The sequence below is a fragment of the Pseudomonas mucidolens genome (assembly GCF_900106045.1).
Lineage (GTDB): Bacteria > Pseudomonadota > Gammaproteobacteria > Pseudomonadales > Pseudomonadaceae > Aquipseudomonas > Aquipseudomonas mucidolens.
In genome coordinates this window covers 4,203,663-4,223,237 of sequence record NZ_LT629802.1, presented here as the reverse complement: position 1 = coordinate 4,223,237, position 19,575 = coordinate 4,203,663, and the positions used below count along the sequence as shown (strand labels likewise).

Sequence of the window (19,575 nt, the reverse complement as noted above, 5' to 3'; positions counted from 1 at the left end):
AACGTAATGTTCAAGGCACCCAGGCACGGCTAGACTGTTGAGCTGCCGACTTACCTGGGTGCCTGATGAAACTTCGCATAATCCTGATTCTGGGGGCCTTGAGCGCATTTGCGCCCCTGGCAATCGACTTCTACCTGCCGGGATTTCCGGCCATGGCCGTGGCATTCGGCACTGATGAAAAGCATATCCAGCTGACCTTGGCCGTGTACTTCACTGGCCTGGCTATCGGGCAACTGATCTATGGGCCGCTGGCGGACCGTTTTGGCCGGCGTCTTCCGTTGTTGAGTGGCGTTGCCTTGTTCACGCTGGCCTCCCTGGCCTGCGCTTATGCGCCATCTCTTGAATGGCTGATCGGCGCGCGCTTCGTTCAGGCCTTGGGCGGCTGTGCGGGCATGGTGATTTCCCGTGCGGTGGTCAGTGATAAATGTGACGCGGTGGGCTCGGCCAAAGTGTTCTCGCAACTGATGCTGGTGGTCGGGCTGGCGCCAATACTGGCGCCGATGCTGGGTGGGGTGATGGTCAACCTGTATGGCTGGCAGTCGATTTTCCTGGCGTTGACGCTCTTCAGCGTCGGCGCGGGCATTGCGGTGGCTGTCGGCCTGCCGGAAAGCCTGCCGGCCAATCAACCTCGACAACCGTTATCCGGGGCGTTGCGCCAGTACGGTCGTTTGTTGGGGGACCGGATATTCTTCGGTTATGCCCTGACCGGAGGCATTGCGATTGGCGGGATGTTTGCCTACATCGCGGGTTCTCCGTTTGTCTTTATCAAACTCTATGGGGTACCGGCCGAGCATTACGGTTGGCTGTTCGGCACCAACGCGGCGGGCTTCATCCTGGTCGCGCAGGTTAACGCGCGGTTGTTGTCCAAGCGTGGCCCGGCGTTTTTGCTGACCCGCACGGTGTGGGTGTATCTGGCGGCGGCGCTGGCGTTGCTGGCAGTCAGCGTGCTGCAGACCGAGGCGCTGTGGCCGTTGATGCTGCCGCTGTTTTTTTGTATGGCCAGTTTGGGCTGCATCATGCCCAATACTTCGGCTTGCGCCATGAACGGGCAGGGCGCACGGGCTGGCAGCGCCTCGGCGTTACTGGGGTGCATTCAGTTTGGCATAGCGGCTGGCGCTGCCTCGTTGGTCGGCGTGCTGCACAATGGCACCGCCATGCCGATGGCGATGGTCATCAGCCTGTGCGGGGTATTGGCAGTGATTGTGGCCATGTGGACCCGGCGCCTGCAGCGTGAAAGAGCCTTGCAAGCGCCGGTCTGATCAGCGCATGTTCAGCCAGCAGCGCGCTGCTGGCTTTCGGGAAAGTGGTGGGGCGCCTGGATGCGGCTTTGCAGTGTGTTGGCGAAGGCCCTGGCCTCGGCCTCGCTGCGGAAGGTAAAGGTGTTCCGGTCCAGGTGAACCTGCCATTTGCTGCCTTGGGATTTTGCTAACGCTTTTATCAGGATTTTCATTGCTGATGTCCTCACGTAAAAGATTGCGTGGCAAAGGCGGCCAATATAAACCCGAATGCGCTGATAAATATGACAAGGATCAAGTGTCTGACTAGCGGTGTCATCCGCTGCCTACTCAGATAGCGGATGTCCCTGACAGACCTGTTTGTCTAGAAACCTTCCAGCACGATTTTGCCCTTGGCCTTGCCGCTTTCCAGCAATTCATGAGCCCGGCGCAGGTTATGCGCATTGATCACGCCGAAGTGCTCGCCCAGCGTGGTTTTCAACGTGCCTGCGTCGATCAGTTCGGCCACGCGGTTAAGCAGGTTGTGCTGCTCGATCATGTCGGCGGTTTCAAACATCGAACGGGTGTACATGAACTCCCAGTGCAACGACAGGCTCTTGCGCTTGAGCTTGCTGACATCCAACGCTTTGGGGTCATCAATCAGCGCCAGTTTCCCCTGAGGCACCAGGGCCTCCACCAGTTGATCCAGGTGATGATCGGTCTGGGTCAGGCTGGCGACGTGAGTCACCTGTGGCACGCCCACGCGCTTCAATTCTTCACTCAGTGGCTGGTTGTGATCAATCACCAGCTCGGCGCCGAGGTCCTTGGTCCAGGCGCGGGTCTCGGGGCGTGAAGCGGTGCCGATGACCTTTAGCGCAGTAAGCTGTGCGGCCAATTGGGTCAGGATCGAACCCACGCCGCCGGCCGCCCCGACGATCAGCAGAGTTTGCCCTTCATCGGTTTTGCCTTCGCGCACTTGCAGGCGTTCGAAGAGTAACTCCCAGGCGGTGATGGCGGTCAGCGGCAACGCTGCAGCTTCGGCAAAACCCAGGCTTTTGGGCATATGGCCGACGATCCGTTCATCCACCGTGTGCAACTCGCTGTTGCCGCCCGGGCGCACCAGTGAGCCGGCGTAGAAGACTTTGTCGCCGGCCTTGAACAGCGTCACTTCATTGCCCACGGCCTTGACCACGCCGGCTACATCCCAGCCCAGTACTTTGGCCGTACCGTTTTCCGGGGCGACGTTCTGACGGACCTTGGTGTCCACCGGGTTGACCGAGATGGCTTTGACTTCCACCAGCAGGTCACGCGGGCCTGCAACGGGCTCCGGCAATTCGATGTCTTGCAGGGATTTGGGGTCGTGGATGGGCAGGGCGGCGTAGTAAGCAATGGCTTTCATGATGAGTTCCGAAAATGAGCGGGACCGTGGAACGGGGTGAGCAGATGATTGGCTATTTCTAATGAAGATAAAACCCGCTAAAAGCACAGTCTCTTTCAAAGAATTTTTGATAATTGGCCAGGATTAATCTTCATGCTGCGTTTTGATGATTTGCAGTTGTTTGTTCGGGCTGCCGATTTGGGCAGCCTGTCGGCGGCGGCCAGGGGCATGGACATGTCGGCGGCTGTGGCCAGCGCGGCGTTGAAACGTATCGAGCAGCAATTGGGCGCGCGCCTGCTGGCGCGGTCTACCCGGAGCCTGCGCCTGACGGCTGAAGGTGAGGGTTTTTTGCAGTATGCGCGCGCCGCGTTGAGTCAGTTGGATGAAGGCCGGCGCTTGCTGGCCAGCCGGCAAGATCACGTCAGCGGTGTGCTGCAACTGTCGGCGCCTTCTGATTTCGGGCGCAATGTGCTGCTGCCCTGGCTGGATGAATTTCAGCGCGAGCATCCTCAATTGGCTGTGCGGTTGCTGCTGGGTGATCGCATCGCCGATCTGTTTCGCCAGCCTGTGGACATCGCCTTGCGCTACGGTGAACCCGAGGACTCCAGCCTGATTGCCTTACCTGTGGCACCTCACAATCACCGCGTGCTGTGTGCTGCGCCCAGCTACCTGGCGCGGCATGGCGAGCCGCGTCAGTTGGCGCAGTTGGCCCAGCATAATTGCCTGCTCTATATGCTCGGCAGCCGGGTGCATGATCATTGGGGGTTTCACGATGGCCGCCGGGAAGTCAGCCTGACCGTGACGGGCGATCGTTTCAGCGATGATGCCGATGTGGTCCGACGTTGGGCGGTGGCCGGTGCAGGCATCGCTTACAAGTCCTGGCTGGACGTCAGTGAGGATGTGTTGGCGGGGCGCTTGCGTGTGATCCTGCCGGAGCTGCGGGGGGAGCGAACGCCCCTCAATCTGTTGTGCGCTCACCGTGCGCAGTTGAGCAAACCGATCAACCTTTTGCGGGAAATGCTCGTGGCCCGTTGTACGAAATTGACTGAGCAGTTCTCGGATCGATGGAGCAATAGGCAATAACCGCGGAATACGGAGAAATTTCACTCAGCTTCTGTCTGCGATTTGGCTGTGGGACGTCAGGGAAAACGGAGTTTGCGCACCTATACTTTCGAGCGACGAGCAGCAGACGAATGATTCAACAGGGAGTGAATAATGGAACAGGCACCTTGCATCAGCCAGATTGCCACACTGCTGGCTGACCCCAAGCGCATCGCGATGATGTGGCCATTAATGGACGGTTCAGCCAGGCCTGCCGAAGAGCTGGCCACGTTGGCTGGCTTATCGCCGTCTTCGGCCAATGCCCACTTGGCCCGCTTGGCGACCGGCGGATTGCTGCGGGTGGAAGTCCGTGGGCGTAAACGCTTATTTCGTGTGGCCGCACCCGATGTGAGCGCTGCGGTCGAGGCCCTTGCCAGCACCACCGCCGCCAGCGCCGCGCGCAGTGCGCCGTCCCTGCCGGTGGAGGCCTTGGCTGCCCCCGCGTCAATGCGCCAGGCCCGGCTATGTCACGGCCATTTGGCTGGCGAACTGGCAGTCGCGCTTTATCAACGGATGCGCCTGGCCAGATGGATCGATTGCCATGAGCAACGGATCAATGTCACGTCCTTGGGCGCACGCAATCTGGCGAGTCATGGCATTTTTACCCAGGCGCTGGCTCAGTACTGCAAAACGTCCATCACCTGCGATTGCTTTGACTGGAGCGAGCAGCAGCCTCATCTGGGGGGGCATTGGGCGCGGGGCTGCTGCAATTGTTCATGCAGTCGGGCTGGTTGCAGGTCATCAATGAATCCAGAGCGCTCCAGATCACCGAGACAGGGCGAGTGGAAATAGCCAGGTTGGCGCTGTCGCCGGAGGCCTACGCCAGCTAGCGTCGTTCAGGGTTTTAATCAGGTCGCATCCAGCGAATACCCCGCCGGACGATGCCGCACACTCGCTCAGGGGATTTTCCACACGAGGGGCAGGGCATGGGCATGCAAGGCTATAGCGCGGCAGAACGGCTGGAACGGTTACCCATCAGTGGTTACCACCGACTTATTTTCATCATCATTGCCCTGGCGTTTTTTTTCGACTCCATGGACTTGGCGATGATGACGTTCCTGCTGGGATCGATCAAAGCCGAGTTTGGTTTAAGCACGGCGCAGGCCGGCTTATTGGCCAGTTCGAGTTTTTTCGGCATGGTGGTGGGCGCATCGTTATCGGGGATGTTGGCTGACCGGTTCGGACGCAAACCGGTGTTCCAATGGAGCATCGTGTTGTGGGGACTCGCCAGTTACTTGTGTTCCACGGCACAGACCGTGGAGATGCTGACGCTGTTTCGCATCCTGTTGGGGATTGGCATGGGCATGGAGTTCCCGATTGCCCAGTCGATGCTTTCGGAGCTGATACCGGCCAAGCGCCGTGGGCGCTACATCGCCTTGATGGACGGCTTTTGGCCGCTCGGGTTTGTCGCGGCGGGGGTGTTGTCCTATTTCCTGCTACCGGTGATTGGCTGGCGCGACATTTTCCTGGTGCTGGCGGTGCCGGCGGTGTTTGTCCTGGCGATTCGTTTCTTTATTCCCGAATCGCCGCGTTGGTTGGAGCAGGCCGGACATGCGCAAGCGGCGGACAAGGTGCTGCAGGGCATCGAGCAACGGGTGCAGAACGCGTTAGGGAACGTTCCCTTGCCGCCACCGGTGCGTTTACCGCGGGTGGATATCGTGCCGGGGACTTTTTTCTCGGCGTTCCGGCAATTGTGGTCAACGCAGTACCGCCAGCGCACGATGATGATCTGGAGTGTGTGGTTCTTTGCCTTGCTCGGTTTTTACGGGCTCACGTCGTGGCTGAGTGCTTTGTTGCAGCAATCGGGTTTCGCCGTGACCCAGTCGGTGTACTACACCGTGATCATTTCCCTGGGCGGGATTCCCGGCTTCCTGATGGCGGCCTGGCTGGTGGAGCGCTGGGGGCGCAAGCCGGTGTGCATCGTGACCTTGCTCGGCGGCGGGGTGATGGCGTTTCTGTATGGGCAGAGCGCGGTTTTTGGTGGCAACGTCGGCCTGCTGATCGGTACGGGCTTACTGATGCAGTTCTTTCTGTTTGGCATGTGGGCGGTGCTTTACACCTATACCCCGGAGCTGTATCCGACGTCGGCGCGGGCTACCGGTTCAGGCTTTGCTTCGGCGGTGGGCCGCGTAGGCTCGTTGCTCGGGCCGTTGGTCACGGGGCTGCTGTTTCCGATTACCGGGCAGGGCGGGGTGTTTGCCTTGGGCGCGCTGTGTTTTGCGGTGGCGGCGGGGGTGGTCTGGGTGTTCGGAATGGAGACGAAGGGCAAGACGCTGGAGGAGTTGAGCGAGGTCTGAAGGGCGATGCTGAACACCCGTGGGAGCCGGGCATTCCCGGTTCCCACGTTGGCGTGTTTACGTCAGTGGTCGTCGATTATGGCTTGACCAGTCGCGCATCCAAACTGTTTTGCGCCAGGCGCTGGGCCTGATCCTGGGTCATGCCCAGTGAGGTGTACAGCGCATGGAAGTTCTCGGTGACATAACCGCCGAAGTACGCCGGATCATCCGAGTTCACCGTGACCTTCACCCCACGCTCAAGCATGTCGAGGATATTGTGCTGGGACATGTCATCGAACACACAAAGCTTGGTGTTGGACAACGGGCAGACGGTCAACGGGATCTGCTCGTCGATGATCCGCTGCATCAAGCGTTCGTCTTCGATAGCGCGCACGCCATGGTCGATCCGCTGGATCTTCAGCAGGTCGATGGCTTCCCAGATGTATTCCGGTGGACCTTCTTCGCCGGCGTGAGCCACGGTTAGGAAGCCTTCGCCGCGGGCGCGGTCGAACACACGCTGAAACTTGCTGGGTGGGTGACCCATCTCCGAACTGTCCAGGCCCACGGCAACAAACGCGTCGCGGAACGGCAGCGCCTGGTCGAGGGTTTTCTCGGCTTCTTCTTCGCTCAAGTGGCGCAGGAAACTGAGGATCAGGCCGCTGCTGATGCCCAGTTGTTGCTCGCCATCCTTGAGTGCCGCCGCGATACCGTTGAGCACGACTTCGAAGGGAATACCCCGGTCGGTGTGGGTTTGCGGGTCGAAGAAAGGCTCGGTGTGGATCACGTTCTGCGCCTTGCAGCGCAGCAGGTACGCCCAGGTCAGGTCGTAGAAATCCTGGGAGGTGCGCAACACATCGGCGCCTTTGTAGTAGAGGTCAAGAAACTCCTGCAGATTGTTGAAGGCATAGGCCTTGCGCAGGGTTTCGACGTCGTTCCACGGCAGCGCGATCTTGTTGCGTTCGGCCAGGGCGAACAGCAGCTCCGGTTCCAGGGAACCCTCGAGGTGCAAGTGCAGTTCAGCTTTTGGCAGGGCGTTGAGCCAATCGTACATGTTCAAATTCTCATCAGGTGCAATGGCGGCATTCTACAGGCCAAGGCCAAAATAATCGGCAAAACCTGACCGAGCGGTAAGCATTCTTCATGCCTGCAGTAATCATCGATTGAACTAAGGTGTAACGAAACGTTAGCGACGTGGTGCAGTCTGTACCCCATCGACGACTGATTCGCTGCTCGAAAAGGCCTGTAATGCTCACATCCCTCAAGCAAGAAAAATTCATGCTGCTGGCGCTGATTGCGGCCATCGCGGCCTATGTGCTGGAACACCAGTTGCTGCACAGCGGACAGATGATCGCGCTATTCGGTGGCATGGTGCTGATCGGCTTTATCGTCATGGCTTCGATGCGGGTAGCCCATCATGCGGAGGTGTTGGCAGAAAAAGTCGGCGATCCCTACGGCACCATGATCCTGACCCTCGCGGCCGTGCTGGTGGAAGTGGTGATCCTAGCCATCATGATGAGTAACGAGGCGTCTCCCACCTTGGTCCGTGACACCATCTATTCGGCCGTGATGTTGGACATTAACGGAATCCTTGGCCTGGCCGCGCTGATGGGGGGCATCAAGCACGGCGAACAGTCCTATAACGATGATTCGGCGCGAACCTACAGCGTGATGATTCTCACGGCCATGGGCGTGTCGATGGTGGTGCCGGAATTTATCCCCGAGGCCGACTGGAAAATCTACTCGGCCTTCACCATCGGTGCGATGGTGGTGTTGTACACCTTGTTCCTGCGTATGCAGGTCGGGCCTCACAGTTACTTCTTCAGTTACAGTTATCCGGAAAAACGTCGCAAGCAGTTACCGCCGGGAGAAGCTTCGCCCGTCAACCTGACGTTCTCCATCGCGACGCTGGTATTCGGCGTGGTGGTGATTGGCGCATTGGCCGAGGTGATGTCCAAGACCCTGGATCTTGGCCTTGAAGGCACGGGCGCACCTCCCGTGATTACGGCAATCCTGGTGGCAGCCATTTCCGCGGCACCGGAGATCTTGACCGCATTGCGCGCAGCCTTGGCCAACCGCATGCAGTCGGTGGTCAATATCGCCCTGGGTGCATCGCTATCGACGGTAATCCTGACCGTGCCGGTGATGGAAGCGATGGCGCTGTACACCGGCCAGCCGTTTCAGATGGCAATGACCCCGGTGCAAACGGTGATGGTGTTTATCACGCTGATTGTCTGCGCGATCAACCTCAACGATGGCGAAACCAACGCCATCGAAGGGATGACCCATTTTGTGCTGTTTGCGACCTTTATCATGTTGTCGCTGCTGGGGTTGTAGCCTTAGCCTGCGATCAACTCCCGCGCCGCCTGGCTGTGATCGGCAATCAGGCCTTGAAGGTCCAGGCCTTCGACCTGCCCGTCGATCACTCGCCATTGACCGCCGACCATCACGCGATCGGCCCGGTCGGCGCCGCACAGCAGCAGGGCCGACAGTGGATCGTGGCTGCCGGAGAAGCGCAGCTCATCGAGCTTGAACAGGGCCAGGTCGGCCTGTTTGCCCACTGCCAACTCGCCGATGTCGCTGCGTCCGAGCAATTTTGCCGAGCCTTGGGTGGCCCAGCCGAGCACCCCTTCAGGGGTGATTTTCTCGGCGCCGTAACGCAGGCGCTGGATGTACAAGGCCTGGCGGGCTTCGAGGATCATGTTGGAGGCATCGTTGGATGCGGAGCCGTCCACCCCTAATCCGATGGGGGCGCCGGCGGCGATCAGGTCCAGGGTCGGACAAATGCCTGAGGCCAGGCGCATGTTGGAGCTCGGGCAATGGCAGATGCCGGTACCGGCCGCGCCCAGGCGGGCAATTTCTTCAGGGTTGAAGTGGATGCCGTGGGCCAGCCAGGTGCGAGGACCGAGCCAGCCGACGCTGTCCAGATAGTCGACAGTGCGCAAGCCAAAGCGTTGCAGGCAGAAGTCTTCTTCGTCGAGGGTTTCCGCCAGGTGCGTGTGCAGGCGTACATCGAGGCTGTTGGCCAGCTCGGCGCTGGCGGTCATGATTTGCGGCGTCACCGAAAACGGTGAGCACGGCGCCAGGGCAATCTGGATGCGCGCGCCATCGCCACGCTCGTGATACCGGGCGATCAGGCGCTGGCTGTCTTCGAGGATGACTTCGCCCTGCTGCACCGTCTGTTGCGGCGGAAGTCCGCCGTCAGCTTCACCCAGGCTCATGGAACCACGGGTCAGCATGGCGCGCATGCCCAGTTCACGGACACTTTCGACTTGTACATCGATGGCGTTTTCCAGGCCATCGGGAAACAGGTAATGATGGTCCGCCGCGGTGGTGCAACCCGAGAGCAGCAACTCGGCCAACGCAACCTTGCTGGCGAGCGCGAGCTTCTCGGGTGTCAGCCGCGCCCAGACCGGATACAAGGTTTTCAACCACGGGAATAAGGGCTGGTTGACCACCGGCGCCCAGGCGCGGGTCAGGGTTTGGTAGAAGTGGTGGTGAGTGTTGATCAGTCCGGGAAGGACGACATGCTCGCGGGCATCGAAGACCTGTCCACAGGCGGTGGCCGGTTGTTGCCCGAGGGCGAGGACTTCGACGATCACACCGTTTTGCAGCACCAGGCCGCCTCGGGCATCGAGGGCATTGGCGGTGAAAATCGCGAGAGGGTTTTTTAACCAGATACGGGTCGCAGGCATTGGCCGGCTCCTCTGAATGATGGGTTCAGGTTTGCCAGCTCAGTGTTGCCCTGTCTGCTGATCCAGGGTCGCCGGGGAGGGCGAGAGCGCAGTTTACGTGTAGTCCAAAGCTGGGTCTATCACCGGCAATCGGTGATAGATCCGTAGGACGCTTACCAGGGAATAGTCTCGCCCTTGTAATTCACAAAGTGATGACCGCCTTTGCCAGCGTAGGCGTTCACTTGGGCAATCAAACCGCGCACGCTGGTCTGCACATCCAGGTCGGCGCCTTCGCCGCCCATATCGGTCTTGACCCAGCCCGGATGCAGCGACAATACCGTTAGCTTCTGCTCGCCCAATTGGGTGACAAGGGTGTTGGTCATGGAGTTGAGCGCAGCCTTACTGGCTTTGTACAGCGCAAGCTCCGGTGCATCGGGCATGGTCACGCTGCCCAGCACTGAACTCATGAACGCCAGCACGCCGCTGTCTTTGCGAATCTGCGGGACAAAGCGCTGTGCCAGGTTGATCGGCGCCACCGCGTTGGTGAAAAACAGTTGGCCCACTTCGGCCAGGGTTGCATGCCCCGGGGCCTGGTTTTCCGGGCCCTTGACGCCGGCGTTGACGAACAGCAGGTCGAACGTCTGGGCTTTCAGATGCTGGCTTAGGGCAATCACGGCCTGCTGATCATCCATGTCCAGTTGTTCGATGTTTACCGGACCGAGGGCCTTCAAGGCATCGGCCTTTTGCGGATCACGAACTGTGGCGGTGACCTGCCAGCCATCCGCCAGCAGACGTTCGACCAGACCAAGGCCCAGGCCTCGAGAGGCGCCGATGATCAGCGCGGTTTTTGGCGTAGACATGAGTAGCTTCCTTCGTGGTGCAGGTTCAAGGGTTCAGTGGACAACGTTGTCCGAGTCGTTGCTGCAACTCCAGGCGCAGGTGGCCTAGTTCGCGGATGCGGGTGTCGATCAGCATGAGCTTGTCTTGCAACAGCTGGGTGACTGCGCTGTCAGGGTCGGGTGCATGCCAGAGAGCGGCGACGCTGCTGCCGATTTCACCGAGGCTGAAGCCTAGGCGTTGCGCGGTTTTGATGTACAGCACCAGTTGCAGCATATCTGCCGGGTAGTGGCGATAACCGTTGGCGCTGCGTTGCGCGGCAATCAGTCCGCGCTGCTCGTAGAAACGCAAGGTATCGCGGCTGACGCCACTGGCTTGAGCCAATTCGCCGATGCGCATGGGGTGAACTCGCTAAGGCTTGACCCTGGAGCATACTCCAGGCTTTACCTTGCTGGCTTCTTGAATCGAAGGAGCCTGCCGTTATGTGGACTACCGAACACTATCGCCAACTGGTGCGAGCCAGTGGCTGGTATGACTTGATCGTAACCGCTGCGTTTGTCACGCCATGGAGTTTTTTACTGTTGCACGGCGCTTTGTCGAATGTCAGCCAGACTTTCAATTTGCCGGGGGCGCTGCCACCTTTTGCGCCTATTCATCTGCTGATGGCTAACCTGCTGGGGTCGATTGTCTGCGTGTGGGCGGTGCTGCGGATCCGTGACCCGCAACGGGTTTTTGGTCGCTACGACGCAGTGGGCCGACTATTGTTTGCTACCTGGCAGCTCTATGCATTGTTAAATGGAGCATCTTCGATACTGGTGGTGATTCTGGTATTTGAGGTGCTCTGGGCAATTGCGCAATTCTGGCCGGTTCAATTGGATAAAAAATGAACAGCAGCCTCAACGCCTGGTGACAAAAAGGTTACAGGCAAGTGTGCTCAGGTTATCCACAGGCAGATGCACAGTCGCTGTGGGTAGTTTCAGCGTTGCAGGCGAATTCGTCCGCGACTCAGGTCTGCCAGTAGCGTTTGCAATGTGTCGATCTGGGCTTCACCCAGCGCGAGTTGAAGGTCCACGCCGTTGGCGGTGAAGGTTTCCTCTACCACCAGGCCGTCCAGTTCGGCGACACGCAGTTTTACCAAGGGCAGTTCAGCGAAGCTGCACGCGCAGGTGAGTGGCACGCGACTGATCAACTCGATCCGTTCGGCGTTTTGCAGGCATTTATTCGCGCCACCACCGTAGGCACGGGCGAGGCCGCCGGTGCCCAGTTGAATGCCGCCGTACCAGCGGATCACCAGCACCACGACTTGGTCGAAGTCTTGGGCTTCGATGGCCGCCAGGATCGGTCGCCCTGCGGTGCCTCCGGGTTCTCCGTCATCATTACTGCGGTATTGCCCACCCAGCTTCCAGGCCCAGCAATTGTGCGTGGCGTTCAGGTCGCTGTGCTGCTCGATGAACGCCTGGGCGTCTTGAGGGCTGGCGATGGGGGCGGCGAGGGTGATGAAGCGGCTTTTGCGAATTTCTTCGCGAAACTCGCAAAGGCCGATAAGCGTAAAAGGCATGAGTGACTTCGTTTAGAGGGCGGGCTTGATGCCGCAGCCTTTGAGAATGATATGGATAAGGTTGTTGCCGGCGTCTTCCATATCGTGTTTGGTCAGCTTGGTGCGACCGGTAACGCGACAGATCTGGGTGGCGAAGTCGGCGTAATGCTGGGTGCTGCCCCAGAGCAGGAAGATCAGGTGGACCGGGTCGACGGGGTCCATTTTGCCCGCATCGATCCAGGCTTGGAACACGGCCGCGCGGCCGCTGAACCAGGCGCGGTAGTCCTGGCTGAAATACTCGGTCAGGCATTCTCCGCCGCTGATGATCTCCATGGCGAAGATCCGCGAGGCTTGTGGCTGACGCCGGGAAAACTCCATTTTGGCGCGGATGTAGCGCGTCAGCGCTTCGGCGGGATCATCCTCGGCGGTCAGCGTGTTGAAGGCGCTGTCCCACAGTTCGATGATATTGCTGAGTACTGCAACATAGAGCCCCAACTTGTTGGTGAAGTAGTAGTGCAGGTTGGCCTTCGGCAGTCCGGCGCTTGTTGCGATGGTATTCATGCTGGTGCCTTTGTAACCATGACGGGCGAACTCGTCTTCGGCGGCCTGGATAATCGCTTGTTCGTTCTTTTGCCGAATGCGGCTTGCAGGTTTTCCAGCGTGGTTACTGTGGGCAGGAACTTCGAGGCTCATGGAGGTTTCCGTGCAGATCGATGAATGCGGTTGATGCACAGATAACCCACCCATAAGCCTCAGACAAGTCCCGATACGATAAAAGCCTCAAAGCGGTTTCAGTGTTTCGCGTTCCGGACCGCCGCGGCGCTGTTTGTCTAGAACGCGGGACGGTAACACGGCCTCACTAGCAGAGGGCCTGCGGATCTGGGTAAAAGCACCCGCGACTCTCAACGGCCAATAAGGCCGTACGCGGTCAGGCCCTATGCAGAACCGAGGCTCAGGCCGCAGGGGTCATTATTCTCGGGGCTGGCGAAAAACTATTCAGTGGCTGAATTTGCGCACGGCCCTTATCAGCGGGTTGCGGCCAAGCTGTCGAGAAAACTTTCCAGCACCAAATGAGGGCGACGACCTTTGCGCGTGACCGAAGCGAGGCTTAAATCATAAAAGCGCGCCGCAGGTTTCAGTGCTCGCAGTCGGCCTTGTTGCACCCACAGGCTGGCGTAGTGATCGGGCAGATAACCGATATAGCGCCCCGTCAGGATCAGGAATGCCATGCCTTCACGGTCGGATGCGCTGGCGGTGCAATTGAGGGCTTGATAATGCGCCTGGATTTCGGCCGGCAAGCGAAAGGTCGGCGCGATGGCGTCCTGTTGATTGATGCGTTGGTCATCCAGTTGCTTGTCATCGGCGTAGAACAGTGGATGACCGACCGCGCAGTAGAGCAGTGAACGTTCGCTATACAGCGGTTGATATTCGAGACCCGACAACGCGCTGGCCTGAGGCACCACGCCGACGTGCAGGCGTCCGTCGAGCACGCCTTGCTCGACCTCATTGGGGGCGATCATGCGAATCTGGATTTGTACGTCGGGGCCACGTTCTTTCAGTTGTGCCAAGGCGTGGGTAATACGCATGTGAGGAAGTGTGACCAGATTATCGGTGAGGCCGATGATCAGTTCCCCGCGCAGGTGTTGATGCAGGCCATTGACCTCGGTGCGGAAACTTTCCAGCGCACTTAATAACTGCAGCACTGACTGGTAGACCTCACGACCTTCCTCGGTCAGCGAAAACCCCGCGCGTCCGCGCTGGCACAAACGCAAGCCCAGGCGTTGCTCGAGATCACTCATCTGCTGGCTGATGGCCGAACGACCAATGCCCAGCACCGTTTCCGCCGCCGAGAAGCCGCCGCACTCCACCACGCTGCGAAAGATACGCAGCAAGCGAATATCGAAGTCGCTGACTTGGGCCAGGGGATCGGGGCGACGGCTGCTCATAGTTTAGTGAAACCCTGACTGAAGGTTAGAAGAGTTGGATTTCACAGACTTTATCCCCATGGCAATTTAGCTGCAAGAACGCTTTTCAATCCCGACGCTGCCTTCTGCCTTGCGAGGTTTTGCTGATGAACATGCCCGAAAACGCCCGGTCCTCCCTGGCCAGCCAATTGAAGCTGGACGCCCATTGGATGCCTTACACCGCTAACCGCAACTTCCAGCGCGACCCGCGTCTGATTGTCGGGGCCGAAGGCAGTTGGTTGATCGACGACAAGGGGCGCCGGGTCTACGACTCGTTATCGGGCCTGTGGACCTGCGGTGCCGGGCATACACGCAAGGAAATCCAGGACGCGGTGGCCAAGCAACTCGGTACGCTGGATTACTCACCAGGCTTTCAATACGGTCATCCGCTGTCGTTCCAGTTGGCCGAAAAAATCACCGACCTGACGCCTGGCAACCTTAATCATGTGTTTTTCACTGACTCCGGTTCCGAGTGCGCCGATACCGCGGTGAAGATGGTGCGCGCCTACTGGCGCCTGAAAGGCCAGGCGACCAAGACCAAGATGATTGGCCGCGCCCGTGGTTACCACGGGGTGAATATCGCCGGTACGAGTCTTGGCGGCGTCAACGGCAATCGCAAGCTGTTTGGTCAGGCAATGATGGATGTCGATCACCTGCCGCACACCTTGCTGGCGAGCAATGCATTCTCCCGGGGGATGCCGGAGCAGGGCGGGATCGCCTTGGCCGATGAACTGCTCAAGCTGATTGAGCTGCATGACGCTTCCAACATTGCGGCGGTGTTTGTCGAGCCTATGGCCGGTTCTGCTGGCGTACTGGTACCGCCGCAGGGCTACCTCAAGCGTCTGCGTGAGATTTGTGATCAACACAATATTCTGTTGGTGTTCGACGAAGTGATCACCGGTTTCGGGCGTACCGGTTCGATGTTTGGCGCTGACAGCTTCGGTGTGACGCCGGACCTGATGTGCATTGCCAAGCAAGTCACCAACGGTGCGATCCCGATGGGTGCGGTGATTGCCAGCAGCGAGATTTATCAGACCTTCATGAACCAGGCGACGCCTGAGTACGCAGTGGAATTCCCACACGGCTATACCTACTCGGCACACCCGGTGGCGTGCGCCGCTGGCCTGGCGGCATTGGATCTGTTGCAGAAGGAAAACCTGGTGCAGAGCGTGGCTGAAGTCGCGCCGCACTTCGAGAACGCATTGCACGGCTTGAAGGGCGGCAAGAACATCATCGACATCCGCAACTATGGCCTGGCCGGTGCGATCCAGATTGCCCCGCGTGACGGTGATGCCATCGTGCGTCCATTCGAGGCCGGCATGGCGCTGTGGAAAGCCGGGTTCTACGTGCGTTTCGGCGGTGACACCTTGCAGTTCGGCCCAACCTTCAACAGCAAGCCGCAGGATCTGGATCGCTTGTTCGATGCGGTCGGTGAAGTGCTGAACAAGATCGACTGATTTCTCCTTCTATATAGAACACACATCAGGCGCGGCGAGTGTCGCGCCTGTGGACAACTTTTCAGGAGCCCTGCATGAGCCTTATCCAGCATTTGATCAACGGCGAATTGGTGACCGACAGCGGTCGTAGTGCCGACGTGTTCAACCCGTCCACCGGCAAAGTGATTCACCAGGTGCCACTGGCCAGCCGCGAAACCATTTAGACTGCAATCGACTCGGCCAAGGCCGCGTTCCCGGCGTGGCGCAATACACCACCGGCCAAGCGCGCCCAGGTGATGTTCCGTTTCAAGCAGTTGCTGGAGCAGAACGAGGCGCGTATCTCGCAATTGATCAGCGAAGAACACGGCAAGACGCTGGAAGACGCGGCCGGCGAGCTGAAGCGCGGGATCGAGAACGTTGAGTACGCGTGCTCGGCGCCGGAAATTCTTAAAGGCGAATACAGTCGCAACGTCGGCCCGAATATTGATGCCTGGTCGGACTTCCAGTCGTTGGGCGTGGTGGCCGGTATCACGCCGTTCAACTTCCCGGCCATGGTGCCACTGTGGATGTATCCGTTGGCGATCGTCTGCGGTAACTGTTTCATTCTCAAGCCATCGGAACGCGACCCGAGTTCGACACTGCTGATCGCACAGCTGTTGCAGGAAGCCGGTTTGCCTAAGGGCGTACTGAGCGTGGTGCATGGCGACAAAGGCGCGGTGGACGCGTTGATCGAGGCGCCGGAAGTCAAGGCATTGAGTTTTGTCGGCTCGACGCCGATTGCCGAGTACATCTATTCCGAAGCCACCAAGCGCGGCAAGCGCGTTCAGGCATTGGGCGGGGCGAAAAACCATGCGGTGCTGATGCCGGACGCGGACCTGGATAATGCGGTCAGTGCCCTGATGGGCGCGGCGTATGGTTCGTGCGGCGAGCGTTGCATGGCAATCTCCGTGGCTGTGTGTGTTGGCGATCAGGTTGCCGACGCGCTGGTTGCCAAGTTGGTGCCGCAGATCAAGGCCCTGAAGATCGGCGCGGGGACTTCCTGCGGGCTGGACATGGGGCCGTTGGTGACAGGTCAGGCTCGGGATAAGGTCAGTGGCTATATAGAAGACGGTGTCTCCTCCGGTGCCGAGCTGGTGGTTGACGGTCGCGGTCTGAGCATCGACGGCCATGAAGATGGCTTCTTCTTCGGGGGAAGTCTGTTTGATCGTGTGACTCCCGAGATGCGTATCTATAAAGAAGAGATCTTCGGACCGGTACTGTGCGTGGTGCGGGTAAACAGCCTGGAAGCCGCGATGCAACTGATCAATGATCACGAATACGGCAATGGCACCTGCATCTTTACCCGTGACGGGGAAGCGGCGCGCCTGTTCTGTGACGAAATTGAAGTGGGCATGGTCGGCGTCAACGTGCCGTTGCCGGTGCCGGTTGCCTATCACAGCTTCGGTGGCTGGAAGCGTTCACTGTTTGGTGATTTGCACGCCTATGGGCCGGATGGGGTGCGTTTCTATACCCGTCGCAAGGCGATTACCCAGCGTTGGCCGCAACGAGCCAGTCATGAAGCGTCGCAGTTCGCCTTTCCCAGCTTGTAAGTAGACGGTAAAAGGCCGGCCCCTTTGGGCCGGCCTTTGCGTTTTTGGGACTTTTTTGACTGTTGTGACAATTTTGTGAAAATACAGGTTGACGGCAGAATCAGGACGTCTATAATTCGCCCCACTTCCGGCGCAGTCGAAACGGAAAACTCCTTGGTAAACAAAGAGTTATGCAGAGTTCGACAGCGGCCTGCTTCAGATCATCGAAGCCTGGAAGAAGTTGCTGGAGCAAGGTTGTACGGCTCTATCAACGGTTCGATCTTCTCGGTCGAAAGCGGTAAAAAAGAGGTGTTGACAGCAGCGTGTAACGCTGTAGAATTCGCCTCCCGCTAACGAGAGATCGGAAGCGCAAGTGGTTGAAGTTGCAGAGGAAACTTTGAAAACTTCTTAAAATAACCGCTTGACAGCAACAGAGGCTGCTGTAGAATGCGCGCCTCGGTTGAGACGAAAGATCTTAACCAACCGCTCTTTAACAACTGAATCAAGCAATTCGTGTGGGTGCTTGTGGAGTCAGACTGATAGTCAACAAGATTATCAGCATCACAAGTTACTCCGCGAGAAATCAAAGATGTAACCAACGATTGCTGAGCCAAGTTTAGGGTTTCTTAAAAACCCAAAGATGTTTGAACTGAAGAGTTTGATCATGGCTCAGATTGAACGCTGGCGGCAGGCCTAACACATGCAAGTCGAGCGGTAGAGAGAAGCTTGCTTCTCTTGAGAGCGGCGGACGGGTGAGTAATGCCTAGGAATCTGCCTGGTAGTGGGGGATAACGTTCGGAAACGGACGCTAATACCGCATACGTCCTACGGGAGAAAGCAGGGGACCTTCGGGCCTTGCGCTATCAGATGAGCCTAGGTCGGATTAGCTAGTTGGTGGGGTAATGGCTCACCAAGGCGACGATCCGTAACTGGTCTGAGAGGATGATCAGTCACACTGGAACTGAGACACGGTCCAGACTCCTACGGGAGGCAGCAGTGGGGAATATTGGACAATGGGCGAAAGCCTGATCCAGCCATGCCGCGTGTGTGAAGAAGGTCTTCGGATTGTAAAGCACTTTAAGTTGGGAGGAAGGGTTGTAGATTAATACTCTGCAATTTTGACGTTACCGACAGAATAAGCACCGGCTAACTCTGTGCCAGCAGCCGCGGTAATACAGAGGGTGCAAGCGTTAATCGGAATTACTGGGCGTAAAGCGCGCGTAGGTGGTTTGTTAAGTTGGATGTGAAATCCCCGGGCTCAACCTGGGAACTGCATTCAAAACTGACTGACTAGAGTATGGTAGAGGGTGGTGGAATTTCCTGTGTAGCGGTGAAATGCGTAGATATAGGAAGGAACACCAGTGGCGAAGGCGACCACCTGGACTGATACTGACACTGAGGTGCGAAAGCGTGGGGAGCAAACAGGATTAGATACCCTGGTAGTCCACGCCGTAAACGATGTCAACTAGCCGTTGGGAGCCTTGAGCTCTTAGTGGCGCAGCTAACGCATTAAGTTGACCGCCTGGGGAGTACGGCCGCAAGGTTAAAACTCAAATGAATTGACGGGGGCCCGCACAAGCGGTGGAGCATGTGGTTTAATTCGAAGCAACGCGAAGAACCTTACCAGGCCTTGACATCCAATGAACTTTCTAGAGATAGATTGGTGCCTTCGGGAACATTGAGACAGGTGCTGCATGGCTGTCGTCAGCTCGTGTTGTGAGATGTTGGGTTAAGTCCCGTAACGAGCGCAACCCTTGTCCTTAGTTACCAGCACGTAATGGTGGGCACTCTAAGGAGACTGCCGGTGACAAACCGGAGGAAGGTGGGGATGACGTCAAGTCATCATGGCCCTTACGGCCTGGGCTACACACGTGCTACAATGGTCGGTACAAAGGGTTGCCAAGCCGCGAGGTGGAGCTAATCCCATAAAACCGATCGTAGTCCGGATCGCAGTCTGCAACTCGACTGCGTGAAGTCGGAATCGCTAGTAATCGCGAATCAGAATGTCGCGGTGAATACGTTCCCGGGCCTTGTACACACCGCCCGTCACACCATGGGAGTGGGTTGCACCAGAAGTAGCTAGTCTAACCTTCGGGAGGACGGTTACCACGGTGTGATTCATGACTGGGGTGAAGTCGTAACAAGGTAGCCGTAGGGGAACCTGCGGCTGGATCACCTCCTTAATCGACGACATCAGCTGCTCCATAAGTTCCCACACGAATTGCTTGATTCATTGAAGAAGACGAAAGAAGCAGCCCGAAATTGGGTCTGTAGCTCAGTTGGTTAGAGCGCACCCCTGATAAGGGTGAGGTCGGCAGTTCGAATCTGCCCAGACCCACCAATTTTGTGTGGGAAACGCCTGTAGAAATACGGGGCCATAGCTCAGCTGGGAGAGCGCCTGCCTTGCACGCAGGAGGTCAGCGGTTCGATCCCGCTTGGCTCCACCACTACTGCTTCTACTGTTTAAAGCTTAGAAATGAGCATTCCATTGTGATGATGGTGAATGTTGATTTCTAGTCTTTGATTAGATCGTTCTTTAAAAATTTGGGTATGTGATAGAAAGATAGACTGAACGTTACTTTCACTGGTAACG

Annotated in this window: 15 protein-coding genes, 2 tRNA genes, 1 rRNA gene and 2 pseudogenes; 11 read left to right on the top strand and 9 right to left on the bottom strand. The window is 58.1% G+C overall.

What is annotated here, in order from left to right; genetic code table 11:
• Window positions 1-65: 65 nt before the first annotated feature.
• Window positions 66-1,259 carry a multidrug effflux MFS transporter gene (locus tag BLU75_RS19500; RefSeq protein ID WP_084381754.1) on the top strand — a complete coding sequence of 398 codons (1,194 nt, stop codon included), beginning with the start codon at window positions 66-68 and terminating at the stop codon, window positions 1,257-1,259.
• Between the two features lie 11 nt (window positions 1,260-1,270).
• Here the strand turns inward: BLU75_RS19500 and BLU75_RS19495 are convergent, their stop codons facing one another.
• Together BLU75_RS19495 and BLU75_RS19490 are read right to left on the bottom strand one after the other, a co-directional pair.
• Window positions 1,271-1,450 (bottom strand): hypothetical protein, encoded by a 180-nt coding sequence (locus BLU75_RS19495; protein ID WP_084381753.1) that lies wholly within the window; start codon window positions 1,448-1,450, stop codon window positions 1,271-1,273.
• 149 nt (window positions 1,451-1,599) lie between these two features.
• Complete coding sequence (locus BLU75_RS19490; protein ID WP_084381752.1) at window positions 1,600-2,613, bottom strand: zinc-binding alcohol dehydrogenase family protein; 1,014 nt, start codon at window positions 2,611-2,613, stop codon at window positions 1,600-1,602.
• Window positions 2,614-2,745: 132 nt separating this feature from the next.
• Here BLU75_RS19490 and BLU75_RS19485 point away from each other — a divergent pair, with 132 nt between their 5' ends.
• From BLU75_RS19485 to BLU75_RS19475, 3 genes and pseudogenes are all read left to right on the top strand, one after another.
• On the top strand, window positions 2,746-3,675 hold the full coding sequence (locus BLU75_RS19485; RefSeq protein ID WP_084381751.1) for a LysR family transcriptional regulator: 930 nt from the start codon (window positions 2,746-2,748) through the stop codon (window positions 3,673-3,675).
• A gap of 132 nt (window positions 3,676-3,807) precedes the next feature.
• Window positions 3,808-4,523: pseudogene (locus BLU75_RS19480) on the top strand (ArsR/SmtB family transcription factor).
• Between the two features lie 96 nt (window positions 4,524-4,619).
• On the top strand, window positions 4,620-5,990 hold the full coding sequence (locus BLU75_RS19475) for an MFS transporter (RefSeq protein ID WP_084381750.1): 1,371 nt from the start codon (window positions 4,620-4,622) through the stop codon (window positions 5,988-5,990).
• Window positions 5,991-6,066: 76 nt separating this feature from the next.
• Here the strand turns inward: BLU75_RS19475 and BLU75_RS19470 are convergent, their stop codons facing one another.
• Window positions 6,067-7,020 carry an adenosine deaminase gene (locus tag BLU75_RS19470; protein ID WP_084381749.1) on the bottom strand — a complete coding sequence of 318 codons (954 nt, stop codon included), beginning with the start codon at window positions 7,018-7,020 and terminating at the stop codon, window positions 6,067-6,069.
• 194 nt (window positions 7,021-7,214) lie between these two features.
• Here BLU75_RS19470 and BLU75_RS19465 point away from each other — a divergent pair, with 194 nt between their 5' ends.
• A complete protein-coding gene (locus tag BLU75_RS19465) occupies window positions 7,215-8,303 on the top strand; it encodes a calcium:cation antiporter (RefSeq protein WP_084381748.1) in 1,089 nt (362 codons plus the stop codon).
• A 2-nt stretch (window positions 8,304-8,305) separates the two neighbouring features.
• Here BLU75_RS19465 and BLU75_RS19460 read toward each other — a convergent pair whose 3' ends face one another.
• The 3 genes from BLU75_RS19460 to BLU75_RS19450 form a co-directional block, all read right to left on the bottom strand.
• Window positions 8,306-9,661 carry an 8-oxoguanine deaminase gene (locus BLU75_RS19460; protein WP_084381747.1) on the bottom strand — a complete coding sequence of 452 codons (1,356 nt, stop codon included), beginning with the start codon at window positions 9,659-9,661 and terminating at the stop codon, window positions 8,306-8,308.
• Between the two features lie 152 nt (window positions 9,662-9,813).
• On the bottom strand, window positions 9,814-10,500 hold the full coding sequence (locus tag BLU75_RS19455) for an SDR family oxidoreductase (protein WP_084381746.1): 687 nt from the start codon (window positions 10,498-10,500) through the stop codon (window positions 9,814-9,816).
• 25 nt (window positions 10,501-10,525) lie between these two features.
• A complete protein-coding gene (locus BLU75_RS19450) occupies window positions 10,526-10,876 on the bottom strand; it encodes a MerR family transcriptional regulator (RefSeq protein WP_084381745.1) in 351 nt (116 codons plus the stop codon).
• 83 nt (window positions 10,877-10,959) lie between these two features.
• On the opposite strand from BLU75_RS19450, the gene BLU75_RS19445 reads away from it, so the two are divergent.
• Window positions 10,960-11,364 carry a hypothetical protein gene (locus tag BLU75_RS19445; protein WP_084381744.1) on the top strand — a complete coding sequence of 135 codons (405 nt, stop codon included), beginning with the start codon at window positions 10,960-10,962 and terminating at the stop codon, window positions 11,362-11,364.
• A gap of 89 nt (window positions 11,365-11,453) precedes the next feature.
• On the opposite strand, the gene BLU75_RS19440 is transcribed toward BLU75_RS19445, so the two are convergent.
• From BLU75_RS19440 to BLU75_RS19430, 3 genes are all read right to left on the bottom strand, one after another.
• A complete protein-coding gene (locus BLU75_RS19440; RefSeq protein ID WP_084381743.1) occupies window positions 11,454-12,035 on the bottom strand; it encodes an IMPACT family protein in 582 nt (193 codons plus the stop codon).
• Between the two features lie 12 nt (window positions 12,036-12,047).
• Window positions 12,048-12,707: a TetR/AcrR family transcriptional regulator gene (locus BLU75_RS19435; RefSeq protein ID WP_084381742.1), complete on the bottom strand. Its 660-nt coding sequence runs from the start codon at window positions 12,705-12,707 to the stop codon at window positions 12,048-12,050.
• Window positions 12,708-13,039: 332 nt separating this feature from the next.
• Window positions 13,040-13,960, bottom strand: a complete 921-nt coding sequence (locus tag BLU75_RS19430; RefSeq protein WP_084381741.1) for a LysR family transcriptional regulator — start codon at window positions 13,958-13,960, stop codon at window positions 13,040-13,042.
• Window positions 13,961-14,085: 125 nt separating this feature from the next.
• Between BLU75_RS19430 and aptA the strand changes: the two genes are divergently transcribed.
• From aptA to BLU75_RS19400, 5 genes and pseudogenes are all read left to right on the top strand, one after another.
• Window positions 14,086-15,435, top strand: coding sequence for an omega-aminotransferase AptA (gene aptA, locus BLU75_RS19425; RefSeq protein WP_084381740.1), 1,350 nt, complete (start codon window positions 14,086-14,088; stop codon window positions 15,433-15,435).
• Between the two features lie 74 nt (window positions 15,436-15,509).
• A pseudogene (locus BLU75_RS19420) lies at window positions 15,510-17,003 on the top strand (CoA-acylating methylmalonate-semialdehyde dehydrogenase).
• Between the two features lie 625 nt (window positions 17,004-17,628).
• A 16S ribosomal RNA gene (locus BLU75_RS19410) occupies window positions 17,629-19,165 on the top strand.
• An 81-nt stretch (window positions 19,166-19,246) separates the two neighbouring features.
• A tRNA-Ile gene (locus tag BLU75_RS19405) sits at window positions 19,247-19,323 on the top strand.
• Window positions 19,324-19,353: 30 nt separating this feature from the next.
• A tRNA-Ala gene (locus tag BLU75_RS19400) sits at window positions 19,354-19,429 on the top strand.
• Window positions 19,430-19,575: the final 146 nt, after the last annotated feature.

What these genes read in the sequence shown, in the direction of transcription:
- BLU75_RS19500 (WP_084381754.1), top strand. Translation starts at nt 66, where the DNA reads ATGAAACTTCGCATAATCCTGATTCTGGGGGCCTTGAGCGCATTTGCG.
- BLU75_RS19495 (WP_084381753.1), bottom strand. Translation starts at nt 1,450, where the DNA reads ATGAAAATCCTGATAAAAGCGTTAGCAAAATCCCAAGGCAGCAAATGG.
- BLU75_RS19490 (WP_084381752.1), bottom strand. Translation starts at nt 2,613, where the DNA reads ATGAAAGCCATTGCTTACTACGCCGCCCTGCCCATCCACGACCCCAAA.
- BLU75_RS19485 (WP_084381751.1), top strand. Translation starts at nt 2,746, where the DNA reads ATGCTGCGTTTTGATGATTTGCAGTTGTTTGTTCGGGCTGCCGATTTG.
- BLU75_RS19475 (WP_084381750.1), top strand. Translation starts at nt 4,620, where the DNA reads ATGGGCATGCAAGGCTATAGCGCGGCAGAACGGCTGGAACGGTTACCC.
- BLU75_RS19470 (WP_084381749.1), bottom strand. Translation starts at nt 7,020, where the DNA reads ATGTACGATTGGCTCAACGCCCTGCCAAAAGCTGAACTGCACTTGCAC.
- BLU75_RS19465 (WP_084381748.1), top strand. Translation starts at nt 7,215, where the DNA reads ATGCTCACATCCCTCAAGCAAGAAAAATTCATGCTGCTGGCGCTGATT.
- BLU75_RS19460 (WP_084381747.1), bottom strand. Translation starts at nt 9,661, where the DNA reads ATGCCTGCGACCCGTATCTGGTTAAAAAACCCTCTCGCGATTTTCACC.
- BLU75_RS19455 (WP_084381746.1), bottom strand. Translation starts at nt 10,500, where the DNA reads ATGTCTACGCCAAAAACCGCGCTGATCATCGGCGCCTCTCGAGGCCTG.
- BLU75_RS19450 (WP_084381745.1), bottom strand. Translation starts at nt 10,876, where the DNA reads ATGCGCATCGGCGAATTGGCTCAAGCCAGTGGCGTCAGCCGCGATACC.
- BLU75_RS19445 (WP_084381744.1), top strand. Translation starts at nt 10,960, where the DNA reads ATGTGGACTACCGAACACTATCGCCAACTGGTGCGAGCCAGTGGCTGG.
- BLU75_RS19440 (WP_084381743.1), bottom strand. Translation starts at nt 12,035, where the DNA reads ATGCCTTTTACGCTTATCGGCCTTTGCGAGTTTCGCGAAGAAATTCGC.
- BLU75_RS19435 (WP_084381742.1), bottom strand. Translation starts at nt 12,707, where the DNA reads ATGAGCCTCGAAGTTCCTGCCCACAGTAACCACGCTGGAAAACCTGCA.
- BLU75_RS19430 (WP_084381741.1), bottom strand. Translation starts at nt 13,960, where the DNA reads ATGAGCAGCCGTCGCCCCGATCCCCTGGCCCAAGTCAGCGACTTCGAT.
- aptA (WP_084381740.1), top strand. Translation starts at nt 14,086, where the DNA reads ATGAACATGCCCGAAAACGCCCGGTCCTCCCTGGCCAGCCAATTGAAG.